This window comes from Actinoplanes sp. NPDC023801, from assembly GCF_040639655.1.
Classification (GTDB): Bacteria; Actinomycetota; Actinomycetes; order Mycobacteriales; family Micromonosporaceae; genus Actinoplanes.
Genome location: NZ_JBFAAI010000001.1, coordinates 603,462 through 622,941, shown reverse-complemented (window position 1 = coordinate 622,941; position 19,480 = coordinate 603,462). Strand labels below are relative to the sequence as shown.

General features: G+C 68.8%; 22 protein-coding genes. 13 read left to right on the top strand and 9 right to left on the bottom strand.

The genetic code is table 11. The features are described from left to right. The first annotated feature begins 374 nt into the window (after positions 1-374). The 7 genes from AB0G04_RS03060 (at position 375) to AB0G04_RS03030 (ending at position 5,543) form a co-directional block, all read left to right on the top strand. Positions 375-536, top strand: coding sequence for a DUF5679 domain-containing protein (locus AB0G04_RS03060; RefSeq protein ID WP_170153756.1), 162 nt, complete (start codon positions 375-377; stop codon positions 534-536). 206 nt (positions 537-742) lie between these two features. Beyond that, positions 743-1,867, top strand: coding sequence for a hypothetical protein (locus AB0G04_RS03055; protein ID WP_360975382.1), 1,125 nt, complete (start codon positions 743-745; stop codon positions 1,865-1,867). A 26-nt stretch (positions 1,868-1,893) separates the two neighbouring features. Next, complete coding sequence (locus AB0G04_RS03050) at positions 1,894-3,240, top strand: AarF/ABC1/UbiB kinase family protein (protein WP_360975379.1); 1,347 nt, start codon at positions 1,894-1,896, stop codon at positions 3,238-3,240. A gap of 137 nt (positions 3,241-3,377) precedes the next feature. Next, the gene (locus AB0G04_RS03045) at positions 3,378-3,512 is read left to right on the top strand and encodes a hypothetical protein (RefSeq protein WP_360975376.1); all 135 of its coding nucleotides are present in this window, start codon (positions 3,378-3,380) and stop codon (positions 3,510-3,512) included. Further along, on the top strand, positions 3,509-3,757 hold the full coding sequence (locus AB0G04_RS03040; RefSeq protein WP_360975373.1) for a hypothetical protein: 249 nt from the start codon (positions 3,509-3,511) through the stop codon (positions 3,755-3,757). The genes AB0G04_RS03045 and AB0G04_RS03040 overlap by 4 nt, the downstream gene beginning before the upstream one ends. Then, a complete protein-coding gene (locus AB0G04_RS03035) occupies positions 3,754-4,713 on the top strand; it encodes a hypothetical protein (protein WP_360975370.1) in 960 nt (319 codons plus the stop codon). The genes AB0G04_RS03040 and AB0G04_RS03035 overlap by 4 nt, the downstream gene beginning before the upstream one ends. Before the next feature lie 272 nt (positions 4,714-4,985). Continuing rightward, positions 4,986-5,543 carry a hypothetical protein gene (locus AB0G04_RS03030; protein WP_360975366.1) on the top strand — a complete coding sequence of 186 codons (558 nt, stop codon included), beginning with the start codon at positions 4,986-4,988 and terminating at the stop codon, positions 5,541-5,543. A gap of 284 nt (positions 5,544-5,827) precedes the next feature. On the opposite strand, the gene AB0G04_RS03025 is transcribed toward AB0G04_RS03030, so the two are convergent. The 3 genes from AB0G04_RS03025 to AB0G04_RS03015 form a co-directional block, all read right to left on the bottom strand. After that, positions 5,828-6,190 (bottom strand): WhiB family transcriptional regulator, encoded by a 363-nt coding sequence (locus AB0G04_RS03025; RefSeq protein ID WP_360975363.1) that lies wholly within the window; start codon positions 6,188-6,190, stop codon positions 5,828-5,830. A 144-nt stretch (positions 6,191-6,334) separates the two neighbouring features. After that, complete coding sequence (locus tag AB0G04_RS03020) at positions 6,335-6,670, bottom strand: hypothetical protein (RefSeq protein WP_360975360.1); 336 nt, start codon at positions 6,668-6,670, stop codon at positions 6,335-6,337. Positions 6,671-6,788: 118 nt separating this feature from the next. After that, positions 6,789-8,936, bottom strand: a complete 2,148-nt coding sequence (locus AB0G04_RS03015; RefSeq protein WP_360975358.1) for an ATP-dependent DNA helicase UvrD2 — start codon at positions 8,934-8,936, stop codon at positions 6,789-6,791. An 83-nt stretch (positions 8,937-9,019) separates the two neighbouring features. Between AB0G04_RS03015 and AB0G04_RS03010 the strand changes: the two genes are divergently transcribed. Then, positions 9,020-9,262, top strand: a complete 243-nt coding sequence (locus AB0G04_RS03010; RefSeq protein ID WP_360975355.1) for a mycoredoxin — start codon at positions 9,020-9,022, stop codon at positions 9,260-9,262. Between the two features lie 46 nt (positions 9,263-9,308). On the opposite strand, the gene AB0G04_RS03005 is transcribed toward AB0G04_RS03010, so the two are convergent. Genes AB0G04_RS03005 through AB0G04_RS02990 form a run of 4 tightly spaced genes read right to left on the bottom strand, consistent with a single transcriptional unit; the run spans position 9,309 to position 13,813 of the window. After that, positions 9,309-10,190: a phytanoyl-CoA dioxygenase family protein gene (locus tag AB0G04_RS03005; protein WP_360975352.1), complete on the bottom strand. Its 882-nt coding sequence runs from the start codon at positions 10,188-10,190 to the stop codon at positions 9,309-9,311. A 55-nt stretch (positions 10,191-10,245) separates the two neighbouring features. Beyond that, the gene (nudC, locus tag AB0G04_RS03000) at positions 10,246-11,193 is read right to left on the bottom strand and encodes an NAD(+) diphosphatase (RefSeq protein WP_360976236.1); all 948 of its coding nucleotides are present in this window, start codon (positions 11,191-11,193) and stop codon (positions 10,246-10,248) included. After that, positions 11,193-12,509 (bottom strand): pitrilysin family protein, encoded by a 1,317-nt coding sequence (locus tag AB0G04_RS02995; protein ID WP_360975348.1) that lies wholly within the window; start codon positions 12,507-12,509, stop codon positions 11,193-11,195. The genes nudC and AB0G04_RS02995 overlap by 1 nt, the downstream gene beginning before the upstream one ends. Next, complete coding sequence (locus AB0G04_RS02990) at positions 12,506-13,813, bottom strand: pitrilysin family protein (RefSeq protein ID WP_360975345.1); 1,308 nt, start codon at positions 13,811-13,813, stop codon at positions 12,506-12,508. The genes AB0G04_RS02995 and AB0G04_RS02990 overlap by 4 nt, the downstream gene beginning before the upstream one ends. 266 nt (positions 13,814-14,079) lie before the next feature. Between AB0G04_RS02990 and AB0G04_RS02985 the strand changes: the two genes are divergently transcribed. From AB0G04_RS02985 to AB0G04_RS02970, 4 genes are read left to right on the top strand one after another with little or no spacing between them, the layout of a single operon-like run. Next, positions 14,080-14,493, top strand: a complete 414-nt coding sequence (locus tag AB0G04_RS02985; protein WP_360975342.1) for an Rrf2 family transcriptional regulator — start codon at positions 14,080-14,082, stop codon at positions 14,491-14,493. A gap of 8 nt (positions 14,494-14,501) precedes the next feature. Beyond that, positions 14,502-15,581 carry an ABC transporter substrate-binding protein gene (locus tag AB0G04_RS02980; RefSeq protein ID WP_360975339.1) on the top strand — a complete coding sequence of 360 codons (1,080 nt, stop codon included), beginning with the start codon at positions 14,502-14,504 and terminating at the stop codon, positions 15,579-15,581. A 26-nt stretch (positions 15,582-15,607) separates the two neighbouring features. Further along, positions 15,608-16,354: an ABC transporter ATP-binding protein gene (locus AB0G04_RS02975; RefSeq protein ID WP_360975336.1), complete on the top strand. Its 747-nt coding sequence runs from the start codon at positions 15,608-15,610 to the stop codon at positions 16,352-16,354. Next, the gene (locus AB0G04_RS02970) at positions 16,344-17,216 is read left to right on the top strand and encodes an ABC transporter permease (RefSeq protein WP_360975333.1); all 873 of its coding nucleotides are present in this window, start codon (positions 16,344-16,346) and stop codon (positions 17,214-17,216) included. The genes AB0G04_RS02975 and AB0G04_RS02970 overlap by 11 nt, the downstream gene beginning before the upstream one ends. On the opposite strand, the gene AB0G04_RS02965 is transcribed toward AB0G04_RS02970, so the two are convergent. Continuing rightward, positions 17,213-18,100, bottom strand: coding sequence for a hypothetical protein (locus AB0G04_RS02965; protein WP_360975330.1), 888 nt, complete (start codon positions 18,098-18,100; stop codon positions 17,213-17,215). The genes AB0G04_RS02970 and AB0G04_RS02965 overlap by 4 nt on opposite strands. Before the next feature lie 118 nt (positions 18,101-18,218). Here AB0G04_RS02965 and AB0G04_RS02960 point away from each other — a divergent pair, with 118 nt between their 5' ends. Beyond that, the gene (locus tag AB0G04_RS02960; RefSeq protein ID WP_360975327.1) at positions 18,219-18,938 is read left to right on the top strand and encodes a lysophospholipid acyltransferase family protein; all 720 of its coding nucleotides are present in this window, start codon (positions 18,219-18,221) and stop codon (positions 18,936-18,938) included. 254 nt (positions 18,939-19,192) lie between these two features. Here the strand turns inward: AB0G04_RS02960 and AB0G04_RS02955 are convergent, their stop codons facing one another. Further along, on the bottom strand, positions 19,193-19,396 hold the full coding sequence (locus AB0G04_RS02955; protein WP_093619181.1) for a cold-shock protein: 204 nt from the start codon (positions 19,394-19,396) through the stop codon (positions 19,193-19,195). Positions 19,397-19,480: the final 84 nt, after the last annotated feature.

The window sequence follows — 19,480 nt, the reverse complement described above, 5'->3', positions numbered from 1 at the left end:
CGCACTTCGCCCGCATATACCCGAAAAAATTTTGCCCAGCGGCAACATCGGCGACATTCGTCAAACTAGACCATCGTCGACCCAGCCGACCAACCGGTCTTCATGTCCGTTTTATGCCTTTACGATGGGAATCGTCGGCGTGTCCCGGCAAAACTGGCAAAAAAGGGACGGAGTACCGGCACACTCACGTCGTCGGCGACAGCGCCGACGCTGCGCTGACATGGAACCGCCCTGACCTGGGTAAGTCAGCGGCCCGGACGGGTGGCCACATCCACGTGGCCGCGAAAGTGGTCCAGCGCCGCAGGAAGTGTTCGCGCCCGCCGCCGCGAACAAGGCACGGGGCCGGGCGGCCGACGATACGACGAGGAGGAACCGTGGCCGACAACACCTACAACGGCTACTGCGTGAAGTGCAAGGAGAAGCGCGACTTCCAGGGTGAGGTTGCCGTCTCCAAAACCGGCATGAACATGGCAAAGGGCAAGTGCCCGGTCTGCGGGACGACGATGAACCGGATCCTGGGCAAGGCCAAGGCATGACAAAGATCCGGGGAGGGCGACCCGTTGGGTCGGCCTCCCCGGCGGCCCAGGCCGTAACCGTGTTCACTCAGACACGTTAAGTCATCTGGAGCATCAGCAGCCCCTGTGGATAACTCCTCCAAAGCTGTGGACAACCCGTCCCACGGCGATGGGGACCTGTGGATAACGTCATCGTTCCGCAGCTTCGCAGTGACACCCTGTCACTCATGAACCGGACACCCCTCCCGCGGCCGACACTCATCCCCGGGCTGCCGCGCTTCTGGCGCGGCCCCGGCGAGCTGCAACTCGGGCTCGATCCCGCCCACGCCGTGGTTCTGGAACTGCCCGACCGCCGCGCCGCCGCAGTGCTCGATCTGCTCGACGGCCGGCATTCCGAACGCCTCGTCCTGAGCAGGGCCGCCGAACTCGGCGTGCCCGCCACCGAGGCACTCACCCTGCTGGACCTGCTCCATTCGGTGGGTCTGGTGCTGCCGTCACCGGCCCTGCTGCCCCCGGCCCTGTCCGCCGCCACCCGGCATCGGCTCACCCTTGAGGCGGGCGCACTGGCCCTCGGCGCGGCCGGCCCGCCCACCCGCACACGGACCGGCCCCTCGCCCGCGCGCGTCCTGCGGCAGCGCCGGGCAGCCCGGGTCGTGGTCAGCGGCCATGGCCGGCTCGGCGCCACCATCGCGGTCGCCCTGGCCGAGGCCGGCGTCGGTCACGTGCATCCCGAGCTGTCCGGGGTTGTCGGCTCCACCGAACTCACCGGGTCCCCGCTCCGGCCCGAGGATGTCGGTGCCCCGCGACGCGTCGCGGTCGAGGCGGCGATACTGCGGACCGCTCCGGGCACCGCGGTGCACCCGGTCCGGCGTACCCCCGCGTCGTTGATCGTGCAACTCGCCCACGACGAGCCGCCCGGCCTCCTCGCCGCCGGATACGCCGCGCGGCGCCAGCCACATCTCGCCGTCGCCGTCCGCGACGGTGTCGCGGTGGTCGGGCCGCTGGTGCCCGCCACCGGCGCCCCGTGCCTGAACTGCGTCAACCTGCACCGGCGCGAGCGTGACGAGGGCTGGACGGGCGCGTCCGCGACAACCCCCGGCGGTGCCGAGCTGTGCGCCGTCACCACGCTGCTCGCCGCCACCGCGTTCGCGACCGGCGAGGTCCTGGCCTTTCTGGACGGGTCCGCGCCGGAGACGCTGGGCACGGCTGTGGAGATCTCGGCACCCGGCCGGTTCCGCCGGCGGACATGGGCTCCGCACCCCGCGTGCGGCTGCCAGCGGCGTCGCCGGAGGCCAACCTTCACCGGACCTTCAGCGCATAACTACCAAACCACCTTGCGACGGACCGGATAGGCCCGGCTGTCGGTAACAATGATCTGGTGACGGACATACCGCGCCGCGCCGCATCCCGGACAGCCAAGCTCGCCGCACTCCCGCTCGGTTTCGCCGGACGCGCCGCTCTGGGCCTCGGCAAGCGGGCCGTCGGCATCGCCTCCGACGTCATCTCAGCCGACATCCAGCAGCGCACCGCCGAACAGCTCTTCAGTGTGCTGGGGCAGCTCAAGGGCGGGGCGATGAAATTCGGTCAGGCCCTCTCCGTGTTCGAGGCCGCCCTGCCCGACGAGATGGCCGGGCCGTACCGCCAGGCCCTGACCAAGCTCCAGGAAGCGGCGCCGCCGATGCCGGTGGCGAACGTGCACAAGGCCCTCGCCGAACAGCTCGGACCGGACTGGCGGGACAGGTTCGCCGAGTTCGACGACAGCCCGGCCGCCGCGGCGAGCATCGGCCAGGTGCACCGCGCTGTCTGGAAACTGCCGCCGGCACGCCGCAACGCGAAGCCGAAACTGCTGCCGGTGGCCGTCAAGGTGCAGTACCCCGGAGCCGGCGACGCCCTGGTCGCCGACCTCAAGCAGCTCTCCCGGCTGGCCGGCATGTTCAAGATCATCCAGCCCGGCATGGACGTGAAGCCGCTGATCGCCGAGCTCCGCGACCGCATCGTCGAGGAACTCGACTACGAGATGGAGGCGGAGACCCAGCGCACGTTCGCGGCCGCCTACCACGACGACCCGGAGATCTTCGTGCCCCGCGTGGTGGCATCGGCACCCCAGATCCTGGTCACCGAGTGGGTCGACGGCACCCCGCTGTCCGCCGTGATCGCCGACGGCACCCGCGAGGAGCGCGACGAAGCCGGCCGCCTGATGGCGATCCTGCACTTCTCCGCACCCGCCCGGGCCGGGCTGCTGCACGCCGACCCGCACCCCGGCAACTTCCGGATCCTGCCCGACGGCCGGCTCGGCGTCATCGACTTCGGCGCGGTCGCCCGCCTGCCCGAAGGCCACCCCGAACCGATCGGCCGGCTGGTGAGGCTGGCCCTCGACGGCGACGCCCGCGCGGTCGTCGACGGTCTGCGCGAGGAAGGCTTCGTCAAGGCCACCGACGACCTGGACGCCCAGGCCCTGCTCGACTTCCTCCTCCCGATGATCGAGCCGGTCGCGGTCGACCGGTTCCGCTTCACCCGCAGCTGGATCCGCAACGAGGCCGCCCGCCTGGCCAACCCACGCGGCCCGGCGTACGCCCTGAGCCGCAAGCTCAACCTGCCACCGTCCTATTTGCTCATCCACCGGGTGACGCTCGGCTCGATCGCCGTACTGTCCCAATTGGAGGCCGAGGCCGCCTATCGCGAGATCCTGGAGAAATGGCTCCCCGGCTTCGCCCCGGTCTCCTGATCGCAACCGGCCAGGCGGCCAAGAGCGAGCCATCGTGCGAACAAGTAGTCGGAAGACTGACTGAACGCCTCCGCGACTGATGGCGTACTCCACCACAAGAACAACTGATGTTGGTCAATGTGATGGAAGCGGGGGACATGGGAAGCGAAGGCGCAGAGCTCGCGGCTGACTGCGTGGACCTGTGGAAAGCCGGCGAGTACGAACTCAAACCTCTTGCCGCCCACTACCAGCATGTGATCGACCTGGTCCTGGACGCCGAGTCCGGGATGTGACGCACCTGTGGCGACATGAAAGCCTCGGCGGAAGCTTCGGACCTGTCCGTCTCGTCTGGGAACGTCTCGCCGAAGTGGCCTTGCAGGTGCTGAAGGAGACCGCGGAAAACCTCAACGCCACAGCCGACGTGCTGACCATGGCTTCGGAGGAGTACCGACTCAACGACGCCGTTGCAGCGAAGGAGTTCGAGAGACTCAAAGCCGCCGCCGTTGCCGGCCACACGGGCGCTGGGGAACATCGATGAGCTACCTCGAATTGGCTGAACACTCCGTCAAGTTTGAGGAACTCGCCATCCACGCATCCCTACGAGCTCAGGGATTCAACAAGAGCGGTGGCACCTGGCATCCACCGCTCGGTGCAGAGGATGCCGCCGACCTGATCGTCGCTTCTACCTACCGCCGCTATACCGGTGTAGCGCAGATGTTCACGCCGTTCTTCGGACTACCCGGCCCGAATGACCTGCAAGAGACCTACCTACGCCTGGAGAGCGCACAGGCCAAGCTGTCCACCGGCGGGGACGGCTATGTGGATCCGGCATCCCAACGACTTATCGGCGCGGATCCCGTGATGAATGGAATGTCCGCGGTCGAAGCGGCCATGCAGGATTGGCGTGGCGTCGCGGCGGAGCAGTTCAAGGGAAAGTTCCTCAAGCCTTGGCCGGCGGTCACGGCCAACCAGTTCACCCTGCTCGCAGTCCTGGCCGGAGCTATCAAGGCCGAGATCGCGCTGTGGACCGAAGCCCGCCGGAACGTCGATGAGATTGCCCACCTGGCGCTCACAGCTCTGCAATCGACCGGGGGCATCGGCGATCCGAAGATGGAGGTCTTCGCACTCACCGTCGCAGCTTCGGTGTTCAGTGTGGGCGCAGCCGCGATCGCCACCACAGCGGCCGCGACTTCTCTGACCCTGACCGTGGCCGGCGCCGCGGCTCAAGCGGCTGGAGCCGTACCGCGTGAAGATGCGCCTAAAGTAGCCATTGACGGAGGAACCGCACAAGGAATTGTCGATCAGACCCTCAACGCACTCAACGCTCTCGCCTTCGAGATCCATCAGAAGGAAACCGAGATCGCCTACGGATTGGCGATGGGCCTTGTCGTGGTGACCTCACACAAGGATTTGTTCACCGCCGTGCGTCCGTGGCTCGCCGACCAAACCTCTACCACGATCACCACCGACAGTGGACTTGGAGAGAATCTGTGATCGCGACGCGGCGCAGGACATGGTTGCTGGCCGGCTTGGTCCTTGTACTCCTGATCTCGGGTATCGTCCTGGCCTCCCGAAACTCGGGCGGCTCCTCGACCGGCGAGTCTTCGTGCCGGCTCGCCACACCGTCTGCGATGAATGCGGGCTCTGATGGATCAGGTATTGAGATCGTCGAGCGGGGACACAGCCGAGTAACCGGGGAGAGCCCGTGGATAAGCATGGGAGCAATCCTGCGGAATCCAACCGGACGGGCGGCATATCGCACCGAGGTGACCTTCGACGCGCTGGACGCCAACGGAAGCACCGTGATCTGGGCCAATCATCAACGCATCAGAACCCAGGTGATCCCGGTCATGGCGCCGGGAGCAAGCGTGGCCGTGGGGAACTCCCTCGCTCTGGAGGAGAGAGCCGGAGATCAGATCGTCTCGATGAAGGTCACCATGCGCACTGATCAGTGGCTCGCTGCAGGGACGGGCACGGACGGGCTCGGAGACGTGACCACCACGCTTGTCGCGGGTAGCGGGAAACGGCTGCCGGACGGCAACGGCTCGGTTGCTTACACCGTCGAATCGCGCGCATGTGCGGCAATGGTGTCTCGCGGAGTGTCCATGGTGTTCCGGTCCGGCTCGGGGCAGCTCATCGGCGGTACCCTGCACAACGGACCGGAGCCGTCTGCTTGCGAGCCGGCGAAGAGTGATGCGATCAGTACCAACACCGGCCAGCCCGGCGTACCAGCCGATGCCGATCTCAATCGCACCATGGTCACTGTCTACTGCGACTTCGATCGGCCTCAAAGGCATCCGGCATCAGCGGTTCCGTACAACTGAGGCCTGACGAAGCGAACGGCCCGTCCGCATCGGCGGACGGGCCGTTTCTCATCGTTGACTGTCGTTAGAGTCCGGCGCCGAGTTCACGCGAGGTCCGGGTGCGGGCCTCCATGGTGATGCGGCGGGCGGAGCGGTAAGCCTCAGGTGCACGGTCACGCTGAGGCCGAGGCATTCGAGCTCTCGACAGTGCCTCTTGGATGAGTCTCATCTTGGTGTCTCCGTTCGAAGTCATCTCGGTACTCGGCTTTCGGTTCTCGATCTCGGTCACGGGGAGGGTGTACATGTCATGCCGCCAGACGGACGGAGTTGCGGGACTCGAGACCGTTGGCAGCGAGGCGCTCTTCCACCTCGACAGCCAGCTCGGCGTCACGAGCGACGTCGACCTTCCGCGGACGGCCACGCGGCCGCTTGCGCGCCACGACGGCGCCACGCTCGAAGATCTCGCCACCCCAGACACCCCAGGGCTCCGCACGGTCGACCGCACCGGCCAGGCACTCGGCGCGCAGCGGGCAGTCCCCGCAGAGCGACTTGGCCAGCTCAAGCTGGGCCGGGGAGTCGGAGAACCACAGGTCCGGGTCGAACTTCCGACAGGGCAGGTTTGCCTCGATGTCGACGGTCAGGTCGATCGGGGCCAGCGCCAGACTCATAAAGCCCGGTCACCTCTCTCTTCTCTCGATCTTCTGGATCGCAGTTCGGGTGTTGCATCCGGCCGGTTTGGCCGGAAAAAGATTTGAGGCCGCGGATCCCGGTTAGGGGTTCCGCGGCCTCGAGGTGAGCCGGAGGTCTGTTTGTCAGACCGGCCTTCCTCGAGGCGGGACACCGCTGCCACCATCCGTGTAGCGCTTGCTGGAGATGGTGCTGTTGCTGCCCTTGAAGCCAGTGGTCCCGTTGATTCCTTCGACGCGCACCAGAGCGGCCTTGCCCAGCTCGGACTGGATTTGGACCTGGTGCACCCGCGGAGCCGGAACGAGCATTGCCAGGGTCGGCAGTGCCCGGACGAGCTCAACCTGGGTCCGCTCAGCGGCCGACCACGCCAACGGGGCGGCGTTGGTGGGCAGCAGAACGGGCAGAGCGCAGGCAGCGGTCAGCGGCATCGACGGAGTCGTCATTGTGATGTCGAGCTTCATGATTGCCACCTCCTCCGTTGAACTGCACTCGTGGTCGAACCCCAGGGAACCTACTGCTCGCCTAGGTGTGCACTGAGGCTATGCCGCCCTTGCACGGGAGGGCAAACGAATTAACGGACTAGTTTTCAAAGTTTTTCGTCGCAAGATCATCGGGGCTTGCTCCGGCCACCAGAGCGAAGACCGCCTCGCCGTACTGGCCCAGCTTCCGGGGGCCGATCCCGGCGATGGCGACCAGCTGCGCCGGATCCGCCGGGCGGCGTTCCGCGACGGCCACCAGCGTGGCATCGGTGAACACCACGTATGCGGGGACTTTGAGCTCCGCGGCAGTCCTCGCGCGCCAGATCTGCAGACGCTCGTGAAGGTCTTCGTCCAGGTCGGACGGGCAGGTCGGACAGCGGCCGAGTTTGCGGTCGGCACCGGCCAGCAGGGTGGCACCGCAGATCCGGCAGGACGACACCTGCGGGCGGCGGCGGTCGGGTTTCCGACCCGGCTCCGTGCCACGCGACTCCGAGGGGCGTACCGAACCGTCACGTGTCAGCTGCGGCAGGAAACGGCACGGACGCCGGGTCCGGCCGCCCGGTGCGCGGGACTGGCCGTACGACAGCCACAGCACTTGCCGGGCGCGCGTCACACCGACGTAGAGCAGCCGGCGCTCCTCCTCGAGCTGCTCGGCCGTCTTCGCGTACGTCGTGGGAAGTGTGCCGTCGGCGAGGCCGACCAGGAAGACGGCGTCCCATTCGAGACCCTTGGCCGAGTGCAGTGAGGCCAGGGTGACTCCGGCCACGGTCGGCGCGTGCTGCTGTTCGGCCCGGCGTGCCAGTTCGGCGTTGAAGGCGGCGAGCGAGATGTCCCGCTGAACCCCTCCGGCCTCGCCGATCGGCAGGATCTCGGGCGACGCGGCGTGCTCCTCGGCCAGGGCGACCAGGGCCGCAAGTGCCTCCCACTGTTCGCGCGCGGCGCCGCCGGGCGGGGGTTGCGCGCGATTCCAGCCGGTGGCGGCGAGCGCGTCCACCACCGCCTCGACCAGCGGTGTCTCACCGGGAGTGGCGCGGACCGCGGCCCGCAGCGCGACCATCGCCTGGCGTACCTCGGGACGTTCGAAGAACCGCTCGGCGCCGCGGACCACGTACGGCACACCGGCGTCGGCCAGTGCCTTCTCGTACGTCTCGGACTGCGCGTTGGTGCGGAAGAGCACCGCGATCTCGCTCGCCGGCGTGCCGGCCGCCAGCAGTTCCCGGCACCGCCGGGCGACCGCCGACGCCTCGCCCTGCTCGTCCGGGAAGATCTTGAGTTCCGGCTCGGGTCCGGGCGGCCGCTGGCCGACCAGCTCGAGACGCAGTTTCGCCTCGGTGCCGCGCGCCTGCCGGATCACCGCGTTGGCCAGTCCGACCACCTGCGGCGTGGAGCGGTAGTCACGGACCAGCCGGACCACCACCGCGTCACGCCGCTGCCGCGGGAAGTCGATCAGGTACGCCGAGGTGGCGCCGGTGAACGAGTAGATCGTCTGACTCGCGTCACCGACCACGGTCAGGTCGTCACGACCACCCAGCCAGGCGTCGAGCAGCCGCTGCTGGAGGGGGTTGACGTCCTGGTACTCGTCGACGACGAAGTGCCGGTACTGCGCCCGGATCTGCTCGGCGACGTCGGAGTGCTCCTCGATGCCCCAGACCGCGGCGCGCAGCATGTCCTCGAAGTCGATCACGCCCTGACGGCGCTTGAGCGACTCGTAGGCGGCGAAGACCTCGGCCACCCGGGCCGGCTCGTACGGCGGCTCGCGCAGCGCCTTCGCCGCGGCCACCACGTACTCCCCCGGCTCCACCAGGGACGACTTGGCCCACTCGATCTCGCCGGCCAGGTCACGGGCGGCGGTCCGGTCGGCGCGTACTCCCGCCCGGGCAGCCGCCAGCCCCACCATCCGCGCCTTGCTCTCCATCAGCTCGGGCATCTGCCGGCCCTCGAGCAGACGCGGCGCGAAGTAGCGCACCTGGCGCAACGCGGCCGCGTGGAACGTCCGGGCCTGCACCCCGGCGGCGCCGAGCGAGGAGAGCCGGGCGCGCATCTCCGCGGCGGCCCGCGCCGTGAAGGTGACCGCGAGCACGTGCCGCGGGCTGATCTCGCCCGAGATCGTCCGATACGCGATCCGATGGGTGATCGCCCTGGTCTTGCCGGTGCCGGCCCCGGCCAGGATGCACACCGGGCCAGCGGGCGCGGTCACCGCAGTCCGCTGTTCCGGGTCGAGCCCGGCCAGCACCCCTTCAGTCCGCACGGTAGGGAATCATGACACCCCGGCAGGGTGTTGTGCTTGTCAGCCGCACCGCCGTGTGACCTGTATCGAAGGAGTCCTGACCGATGCTGACCATGTATTCGACGTCCTGGTGTGGGTACTGCCACCGCCTCAAGTCGCAGCTGGACCGGGAGGGCATCGCCTACGAGGTCGTCGACATCGAGCAGGACGAGGCCTCGGCCGCGTTCGTGCGCAGCGTGAACGGCGGTAACCAGACCGTGCCCACGCTGAAGTTCGCGGACGGCTCCGCCCTGACGAACCCGTCGATCGTCCAGGTCAAGCAGCACCTCGCCGCCATCGCGGCGTGATGTGAAAAGGAGGGCCGGTCCTGGACCGGCCCTCCTTTCTTGAGAATTACGGGATCAGCGCCGGGATGCTGGAGTCGAGCAGGCCCCGCTCCTTGAGCGCGCCGTACAGCGGCGTGGTCTCCGGGTAGTGACCCCACTGGTGGTCGCCGTCGCCGTTGCCGAAGCCACCGAGCAGCTGCTTCTGCACGTCGTTGAAGCCCGCCCACTCCGGCCGGTTCGGCAGGTCGGCGTTCTCGTCACGCATGGCGATCCAGCGCGGGGTGTAGCCGAAGAACGCACCGACCCGGGTGATGTCGGAGTAGTTGTCCGACCGGGCGTGCCAGATGCGGCGGTCGAAGACGACCAGGTCGCCTGCGTTCGCGGTGATCTGGATCGCACCCTCCGGCTGCGGCCACGGAACGCCACGGCTCGGCGGGCCGGGCAGCCAGTTGGTCTTGTGGCTACCGGGCAGCACGGTGAAGTTGCCACGGCCGGTCTCGCTCACGTCGGAGAACCAGTACGCCAGCTTGACCGACAGCATCGGCCGCGGGTCGGTCTCGATCTCACGGTTCTGGCGGCCGCCGTCCTGGTGCCAGTGCCACCACTCCTTCTGCTGCTCGTGCAGCTTCGGGTGCACGTCGATGTGCGAGTGGTAGATGTGCAGGTTCCACCCGAGCAGTGACCAGATGTACTTGAAAGCCTTGGGGTGGTCGATCAGGAAAGCCAGCTCGGGCACGTGCGCGATCGGCGACAGCTGGTGCAGTGCACCGGTCGCGCTCAGCCCGCCCTCGGACTTCGCCTTCTCGTAATACCCCAGGATCGCGGCCCGGCCGGCCTCGATCTCGCTCTCATTCAGCACCGACGGCACGACGATGTAACCATCGCGGTCGAACGCCTCCCGCTCGTCCGCGGACATCGGCGTCCACGCCGGCGCCTCCACCTGAGTCATCAGGTTCCCCTCTCGTCTTTGAAGAGAAGACGCGACGACCCCTCGAATCGGTTGCTCAGGAATCAGAACTTTTTTCTTGATCTTCGAGCAACCACTTCTCGATCAGGTAGAACGCGATCGACGAGCTCATCGGAACCGACTGCGCACCCGCCCCGGCGGTCATCTTGGCGACCTCCTCGCGGGTGAACCAGTGCGCCTCGTCGATCTCCTCCGGATCCAGGACCAGCGGCTGCGCCGGATCGGCGACGCCGTGGAAACCGAGCATCAGAGAGCCGGGGTACGGCCAGGACTGGCTTCCCTCGTACCGGATCTCGGAAAGATCGACACCGACCTCCTCCAGCACCTCCCGGGCCACCGCGGCCTCGGCGGACTCGCCCGCCTCGACGAACCCGGCCAGGCAGGAGAACCGGCGGCCGCCGTCCGGTCGTGCCGGCCAGCCCGCGTTGTGGCCGAGCAGACAGCGCCCGTGCGGCCCGGCCACCCCGTCGTGCACCAGGATGATCATCGCGGGGTCGGTCCGCGGCCACATCATCACGCCGTCCGGGTCGGTCCGTGCCCAGCCGGCCTCCACCGTGACGGTCGGTTTCCCGGTCCGCGGCGAGAACTGGTGGCTGCGGTGCCAGTTGCCGAGGGCGACGGCCGTGGTCAGCAGGCCGGTGTCCAGGGCGTCGAGCAGATGCCCGACGGCACGAAGATCGCCGGTGCGGGTGCCCCCGACGGCGGTGAGCGGGGCGTCGACGGCCCAGTACGGCGTGCCGTCCGGGCCGACGCCGAGGAACCAGCGCTCGGCCTCCGGCGCCTCCGACGGCGGCACCAGGATCAGTGCGATGCCGCCGTCGGGACGATCGGTGACCAGTGCCCGGCCGCCCTGGGCCAGGTCCACGACGAGGACCTGGCCACGTTCCCAGGCGGCGGCGAGCCATACCTCGTCCCGGCGGTGTTCGGCCGCGCGGTCGAGGGTGGTACGGGCGAGCGGAGGAACGCTCGGCGGTTCGGAGCTGATCACGCTGCGCTGCGCTCCACGACGGTCAGGGCGGAGAGCTGCGACTCGATGCGCTCGGCGTCGCCGAGGACCACGGTCACCGCCCGGGACGGTGCGAGGTACTTCGCGGCCGCCGCGGCGACCTCCTCGCGGGTGGCCGCCGACAGCGCGGCCGAGTACTCCCGCAGGTGCTCGAGCCGCAGCCCGAAACCGGCGTACACGCTGGCCAGACCGGCGAGCCCGGCCTGCGTCGACATGCCGAGCCGGAGCGTTCCGAGGGCGTAGCGCCGGGCCTGCTCCAACTCCTCCTCGCCGGGCGGGAGGCTCGCGATGCGGCCCAATTCGTACACCGTCTCGAGCAGGGACGGGCCGGTCACCTCGGTGGCCACCTCGGCGGCGGCGACCAGGGCGGAGCCCGCGACGTAGTGCTCGATCGACGAGTACGACCCGTACGTGTAGCCCTTGTCCTCGCGGATGTTCTCCGTCCAGCGGGACGAGAAGTAGCCGCCGAACACGAGGTTGGCCAGGTTGAGAGCGGCGTAGTCGGGGTCGGTACGGGTCAGCGCGGGCAGCGCCATCCGCAGCGAGGACTGCACCGAACCGGGCCGGTCCACGAGCAGCAGCGGGCCGGGCGCCAGCGCCGGGGTACCGGGCAGACTGCCGCCCGGAGCGCTGCCGGTCCAGCCGCCGAGTACCTTCTCCGCGGTGTCGATGGCCTGGTCCGGGTCGATGTCGCCGACCAGTACCAGCACCGCGCCCGCGGGACGGACCCGGCCGGCGTGCAGCTCACGCAGCGGCTCCGGGGTCAGGTCCCGGATCTCCTCGGGGCCGGGCGTCTGCACGGCGTACGGATGGTCGCCGTACATCCGTTTGAGGAGCGCGACCCGGGCCAGGTGCGCCGGCTGGCTCAGGGCGACCTGGATGTGGTCGACCAGCCGGTCGCGTTCGGTGGACACCTCCTCGACCGGGTAGGTGGCGTCGGTCAGCACCGAGGCGAGCAGTTCCAGTGTCCGGTCGAGCCCGTCGGCGAGCGCGTTGCCGCTGATCAGCAGGCGGTCCGGGTCAAGTCCGGCGGCCAGGCTGCCGCCGACGGCCTGTAGCTCGGCGGCGATGTCGATGCTGTTCATACCGCTGGTGCCGGTGAACAGCGCCTGGGAGAGCAGGGTGGCCGGACCCAGCTGTGCGGCTGCGAACGGGATGCGCAGCCGCACCTCGACCAGCGGCACCGCCGCGCGGCGGATCGCGATCACGGTGAGGCCGTTGGGGAGGGTGCGCTCGCTCTCCCGCGGCAGGTTCAGCTCGGCGTCCGGCACCAGGTCGGGCAGGGGCTTGGTCACGAGGAGGCTCCCGGGATCACTTCGACGGATGCGCGGCGCTCCGGCCGCAGGGTGGCCGCGGCGGCGGCGATCTGCTCCGGCCGGACCTCGCTGATCAGCTTGGGCAGGTCGTTGAGCAGCCCGGGACGGCCGCGCTGAAGTTCGAGGACGGCCATCGGCTGGGCCCGGCCGAGCACGTCGTCGGTGCCGTGCAGCGCGCGGGTCGCCATCCGGGCCTGGGTCCGGTCCAGTTCACCGGGCTTGAGGCCGTCGGCGGCCAGCCGGTCGAGCTCCTCGTCGATGGTCCGGAGCACCTTGTCCGCGTCGCCGCCGGGCGGCAGGTGCGCCTGCAGCAGCAGCGCGGTCGGGTTGCGTACCAGATATTCGTCGCCCATGAAGCCGAGGTATCCGCCCATCGTCGTGGCGGTGCGGTCGCGCTGGACCAGCCGCTCGACCAGGCGGGACGCGTCGCCGTCGGTGAGCACCTCGGCGAGTACCACGTACGGCAGATAGTCCTCGAAGTTGCCGATCGGGTCGGGCACGCGCCATGCGGCGGCCACCGCCGGGAGCGGGGCGATCCGGTCGGTGTACGACTCGCGCCGCTCGCCCGCCAGGTCCGGCTCGTCGAAGTCGGGCAGCTGAGGTGCGGGCCGGGCCTGGACGTCACCGAAGTGCCGCTCGATCATCGCGGTCGCCTGGGCCACGTCGAAGTCGCCGGCCACCGACAGCACCGCGTTGCCGCAGGCGTAGTAGCGGTCGAAGAAGCCCCGCGCGTCCTCGACGGTGGCGCTCTCCAGATCCTCGAACGAGCCGTAGCCGTCGTGGGCGTTGGCGAACGTCCCGAACATCACCGGGGGCAGCTTGAGCCAGGGGAACCCGCCGTACGGCCGGTTCAGCACGTTGACCCGGATCTCCTCCTTGACCACGTCGACCTGGTTGCGCAGGTTCTCCTCGGTCAGCCGGGGGCCGCGCATGCGGTCGGCCTCGAGGAAGAGCGCCCGCTCCAGGCCGCCGGATGGGAGAACCTCGAAGTAGTCGGTGTAGTCCAGGTGGGTGGAGCCGTTGAAACTGCCGCCGGCGCCCTGTACGTGGCGGAAGTGCGCCAGTTTCTCCAGGTTCTCCGAACCCTGGAACATCAGGTGCTCGAAGAGGTGGGCGAAACCGGTACGGCCTTCCGGCTCACTGCGGATGCCGACGTCGTAGACGACTGCCACACCGACGACCGGCGCGCTGCGATCCGGGGAGAGGACCACGCGCAGACCATTGCCGAGGGTGAACCGCTCGACCGGGTATTTCGTCGCGGGGATCTTGATTTTGGGCGCCACGGTACGAATCTAGCGGACACACCTCCGTAGTCGAGTGGCGACGGCGAGTAAATACATCAATATCCGTTCACGATCTTCCGCCGCGAATCGGACGAGTGTCGCCGCCGTCACTCCAGCGGTGGACACCGGGCGCCGATCGCCCCGATGCCGCCCCATTTGCCGGATTCCCAGAAGACGGACCGGGCTTGACGCACTAAACCCACATGCTCCAGTATTCCCATCCAACAGATAGGTTAACCGAAGTATCCGCGGGAGGGCAGCGCGTCGTGTACGTCTCGGCTCGAACCGACTACGCCGTCCGCGCGATGCTGGCGGTCACCGCCGAGCACCCACACCTGGTGAAGGCCGCTGGACTGGCGGCCGCCCAGGACATCCCGCTCAGTTTTCTGCAGGGCATCCTGCTCGATCTGCGTCGCGCCGGGCTGCTGCACAGCCATCGCGGAGTGGACGGCGGGTACGCCCTGGCCCGCCCGGCCGAGGAGATCACCGTCGGCGACGTGGTCCGCGCCGTCGGAGGTGCCCTCACCACGATCCGGGGGCTGCCCACGTCCACGGCGACCTACCACGGTGCGGCGACGGCGCTGCAAGACGTGTGGGTCGCCGTCGAAGCGGCCATCGAGGGTGTCGTCGACCACAAGACCCTGGCCGAACTCTCCAGCATCTCAGTGAAACGAAATTAGGAGTGAGCATGAGCTCCCGCCCCATACGTGCGCTCGCCCTCGCCACGGCCGCCCTGGTCACCTCGACCGCTCTGGCCGCCTGCGGCTCCAAGGAACCCGAGAAGACCGCCGCCGAGGCGGCCGCCGGCAACGCCGCTGAGGCCACCACCGTCAAGCTGGGCTACTTCCCGAACATCACCCACGCCCCCGCCCTGGTCGGCGTGAACAAGAAGTTCTTCGACGAGAAGCTGGGCAGCACCAAGCTGGAGGCCACCACCTTCAACGCCGGCCCGGCCGCCATCGAGGCGCTGCTCTCCGGTGCGATCGACGCCACCTACATCGGCCCGAACCCGGCAATCAACGGCTGGTCCAAGTCCAAGGGCGAGGCGCTGAAGATCGTCGCGGGTAGCACCTCGGGCGGTGCCGGCCTGGTCGTCCGGGAGGGCATCAACACCCCCGCCGATCTCAAGGGCAAGAAGATCGCCACCCCGCAGCTGGGCAACACCCAGGACGTCGCGCTGCGCGCCTGGCTGAAGCAGAACGGCCTCAACGCCGACACCAGCGGCGGCGGCGACGTCTCCGTCCTGCCGCAGGACAACGCGACCGCGATCCAGGCCTTCGCGCAGGGCACCATCGACGGCGCCTGGGTGCCGGAGCCCAACTACAGCAAGCTGATCCTCGAGTCGAAGGCCAAGGTGCTGGTCGACGAGAAGACGCTGTGGCCGAACCAGGAGTTCGTGACCACCCACCTGATCGTCAGCCAGAAGTTCCTCAAGGAGTACCCCGGCACGGTCAAGAAGCTCCTCGAGGGCCACATCGCCTCCGTCGAGTACATCAAGGCCAACAACGACGAGGCCCAGAAGGCCGCGAACGGCCAGATCGAGACCCTCACCAGCAAGCCGCTGAAGGACGAGATCCTCAAGGCCGCGTTCGCGAACCTGAAGTTCACCTACGACCCGATCGCGCCGTCGCTCTTCACGAGCGCCAAGCACGCGGAGGACGTCGGCCTGCTCGACCCGGTGGACCTCAAGGGCATCTACGACCTGACGCTGCTGAACGAGCTTCTGAAGGCCAAGGGTCTGCCCGCGGTCAGCGACGCCGCGGCCTGATCCGAGGCGATCGAGGGAGGGCGAGTATGAGCACGGTTGTCCGGATCGACGACGTCACCAAGCAGTACGGTTCGGGGAGCAGCGCCCTGCTCGCCCTCGACCACGTCTCACTTGAGGTGGACAAGGGCGAGTTCGTCTGCCTGCTGGGCGCTTCCGGCTGCGGCAAGAGCACGCTGCTCTCGCTGGTGGCCGGCCTCGACAAGATCACCAGCGGCACCCTGGACATCGGCGGGCGGCACGTCGCGCTGATGTTCCAGGAGGCCGCCCTCTTCCCCTGGCTCTCGGTGGCCGGCAACGTCGAACTGCCGCTGAAGCTGCAGGGCGTCGGCCGCGCGGAGCGCCGGAGGCGGGCCCAGGAACTGCTCGAGATCGTCCGGCTCGACGGTTTCTCCCACAAACGGCCGCACGAGCTCTCCGGCGGCATGCGGCAGCGCGTCGCGCTGGCCCGGGCGCTCGCCCAGAACGCGGACGTCCTGCTGATGGACGAGCCGTTCGGTGCGCTCGACGCGATGACCCGCGACCTCCTGCACGACGAACTGGAACGGATCTGGCGCGAGCAGGAGCTGACCGTTCTCTTCGTGACCCACAACGTCCGCGAGGCGGTCCGTCTCGGCGACCGGGTGATCCTGCTGAGCAGCCGGCCCGGCCGGGTGATCGAGGACTTCAAGATCGGCCACCCGCGTCCGCGGCGCATCGACTCCCCCGAGGTCTCCGGCCAGGCCGCCGAGATCACCGACCGGCTCCGCGCGGAGGTCGCCCGCCATGCCAACTGAAACCGTCGCACAGCGGAAGCAGGCCGACGAGGTCAGCGGGCTCGACGCCCTCGAGCTCGGCCCCAGCAAGGAGAAGGGCAAGCTCGGCAGGCGGATCTGGGCGAGCACCTGGCCGAAGGTGCTGGCCATCACCATCGTCATCGCCGCCTGGCAGCTGGTCTACCTGTCCGAGTGGCGGCCGGCCTACGTCCTGCCGCCCCCGGCTGACGTGTTCACCGAGCTGGGCGAGCTGATCACCGAGCCGAAGTTCTGGGACGGCGTACGGCTGACGATGACCCGGGCCATCACCGGCTTCGCGCTGGCCGTGGCGATCGGCACCCTGATCGGCGCGGCGGTCTCCCAGTTCAAGCCGCTGCGCGCCGCGATCGGCTCGCTGATCACCGGCCTGCAGACCATGCCGTCGATCATGTGGTTCCCGCTCGCCATCCTGCTCTTCCAGCTCGGCGAGGAGGCCATCCTCTTCGTGGTCGTCATCGGCGCCGCGCCGTCGGTGGCGAACGGCCTGATCAGCGGTATCGACTACGTGCCGCGGACCTGGCTGCGGGTCGGCCAGGTGATGGGCATGACCGGCATCGCGAAGTACCGGCACCTCATCCTTCCGGCGTCGCTGCCCTCCTTCGTCTCCGGGCTCAAGCAGGGCTGGGCGTTCTCCTGGCGCAGCCTGATGGCCGGTGAGCTGCTGGTCATCGTGCCGGGCACGGTGTCGATCGGCGTACGGATGCAGACCGCCCGTGATCTGAACGACGCGGTCGCGGTGCTCGCGTACATCATCGTGGTTCTGGTCATCGGCATCCTGGTCGACCAGTTCTTCAACGCCGCCGACGGCGCCCTGCGCAAGCGCTGGGGCCTGACCGGCAGCTAGAGCGGCCGGATCGACTCCAGCACCTCGTCCACGACGTGGTCGTACTCGTCGTGGGTGCCGGGAATGGAGACGTAGAGCACCGCAGCCGTCGGCTTGCCGACGTCGACGACCGCCACCGCGGAGAGTTCCGAGGTGGCGGTCAGTCCCGTCTGCCGGAAAGCGAGCCGGAACTTGCTCACCCAGGCCGGTCGTCCGCCGAGCGTCGTCACCTCGTCCCGCAGCGGCTCCATGGTGTTCGGCTGCGGGTAGTACTCGGCGCGCACGTCCGCCGCGATCTGCCGGCCGACACATTGCAGGTCGAGCGTGAACGCGTCGTTGTCGGCCGCCGGGACCGCCGCGGACAGGATCGAGGCGTGGTACCGCCCGCCCTGGTACACCTCGGTCACGAAGTGCTGCCCGGCCCGGTAGGGGACCTTGAGGGTGCCCGCGTTCCACACGTCGGTCCAGGGCATCCACGGCGCGCCGTACTTCCGGTAGGAGATCCCGGCGGTCTCGTCGACCGTCCGCTCACCGGCGGCCGGGGCCGGTGCGCTCGGTGCCGGGCTCGCCTTGCCGCCGGGTGAGACGCTCGGTGCCGGGCAGGCCCGGGCCAGTGGGGGCCGGAGGTCGGCGAGTGGCTCGGCCCGATCGCCGAAGGGGTCGCCGTCACCCCCGATGATCACCACGAGCAGCACGGTGATCCCGGCCGCGAGTATCGCGCCGGCCACCCCACCGAAGATCATCAACTGCCGCCTGCGCCGCTGCGCACCATCGGGGCGGGGCGGCTCCGGCGGTGCGGGCGGCTCAGACCTCTGCGGCGGTACGCCGTGAGCGGTCACCATCCCCGACGACCACGTCCCGCCCGGCCGGTCCGGGAGGAACGTCTGCGGAAGGGGTTCGGACATGCACACCAGTGAACACCACGATCGCAGCGTCCGCCGTGGCCACCGCGCCGACGGCGGGCCGGCTCGAATCACACCGCCGCGCCGCGACGTTCCCGGCGTGTTCGGCTACCGTGCTGCCATGGAACTGGTGTATCCCCCGGTCGTCGCCCTTGCCAAGACGATGTTCCGCGCTCTCGACAACAAGATCACCGTCGAGGGCGCCGAGCACATCCCCACCACCGGCGGGGCGGTGCTGGCCAGTAACCACTCGAGCTATCTCGACTTCATCTACTGCGGGTTCGGCGCCCAGCCGGCCAAGCGGCTGGTCCGTTTCATGGCGAAGAAGCAGGTCTTCGATCACAAGATCAGTGGCCCGCTGATGCGCGGCATGCGGCACATCCCGGTCGACCGCAAGGCCGGTACCGCGGCCTTCAAGCACGCCATCGACTCCCTGCGCAACGGCGAGATCGTCGGCGTCTTCCCGGAAGCCACGATCAGCGAGTCCTTCACCATCAAGGCGCTGAAGTCGGGCGCGGCCCGGATGGCCCAGGAGGCCTCGGTCCCGCTGATCCCGATGGCCGTCTGGGGCCCGCACCGGCTCTGGACCAAGGGCCGCAAGAAGGAACTGACCAAACGCCATGTCCCGGTCATCATCAAGATCGGCGAGGCGATCCCGGTGCCCGCGGACGCGACACCCGAGGCGATCACAGCGACGCTGAAGGAGCGGCTGACCGTGCTGCTCGACGCGGTCCAGCAGGCCTACCCGGACCAGCCCGCCGGTCCCGACGACCGCTGGTGGCTGCCGGCGCATCTCGGCGGCACCGCGCCGCTGCCGCCCAGCTCGGCCAACACCGTCTGACCGAAACCGATCCTCAGACCCTCCGGCGCGTCGGTTCGAGGCACCCTCCGGCGCGCCGGTTCGAGGCGGCCTCCGGTGCATCGCTTCGGGGCGCCGGCGGGTGCGTCCTGCCCGGTAAAGCATCAGCGCCGCACCCGGAGGGGCACGGCGCTGACCGCGGATGTGCGAAGTCGAGGCGCGTGCGCACCCCGGGCCTCACACACCCGTCTCTACACGCTGTCGGTCGCGCGATGCGGCCGAAGTTCAGACGTGACTCAGAGGGCGCGGATGTTGGCGGCCTGCGGGCCCTTCTGGCCCTGGGTCACCTCGAACTCAACCCGCTGGTTCTCCTCCAGGGCGCGGTAGCCCGACATCTGGATCGCAGAGAAGTGGGCGAAGACGTCGGCGCCGCCGTCGTCCGGGGTGATGAACCCGAAGCCCTTGTCCGCGTTGAACCACTTCACAACACCGGTAACCATGCTCGTCTCCTCGACGATCGATCATTCCCGACCATTATGGACGGGAACGAGGTAATAAGACCCGCGTTCTGTGGGTCTCGTGCT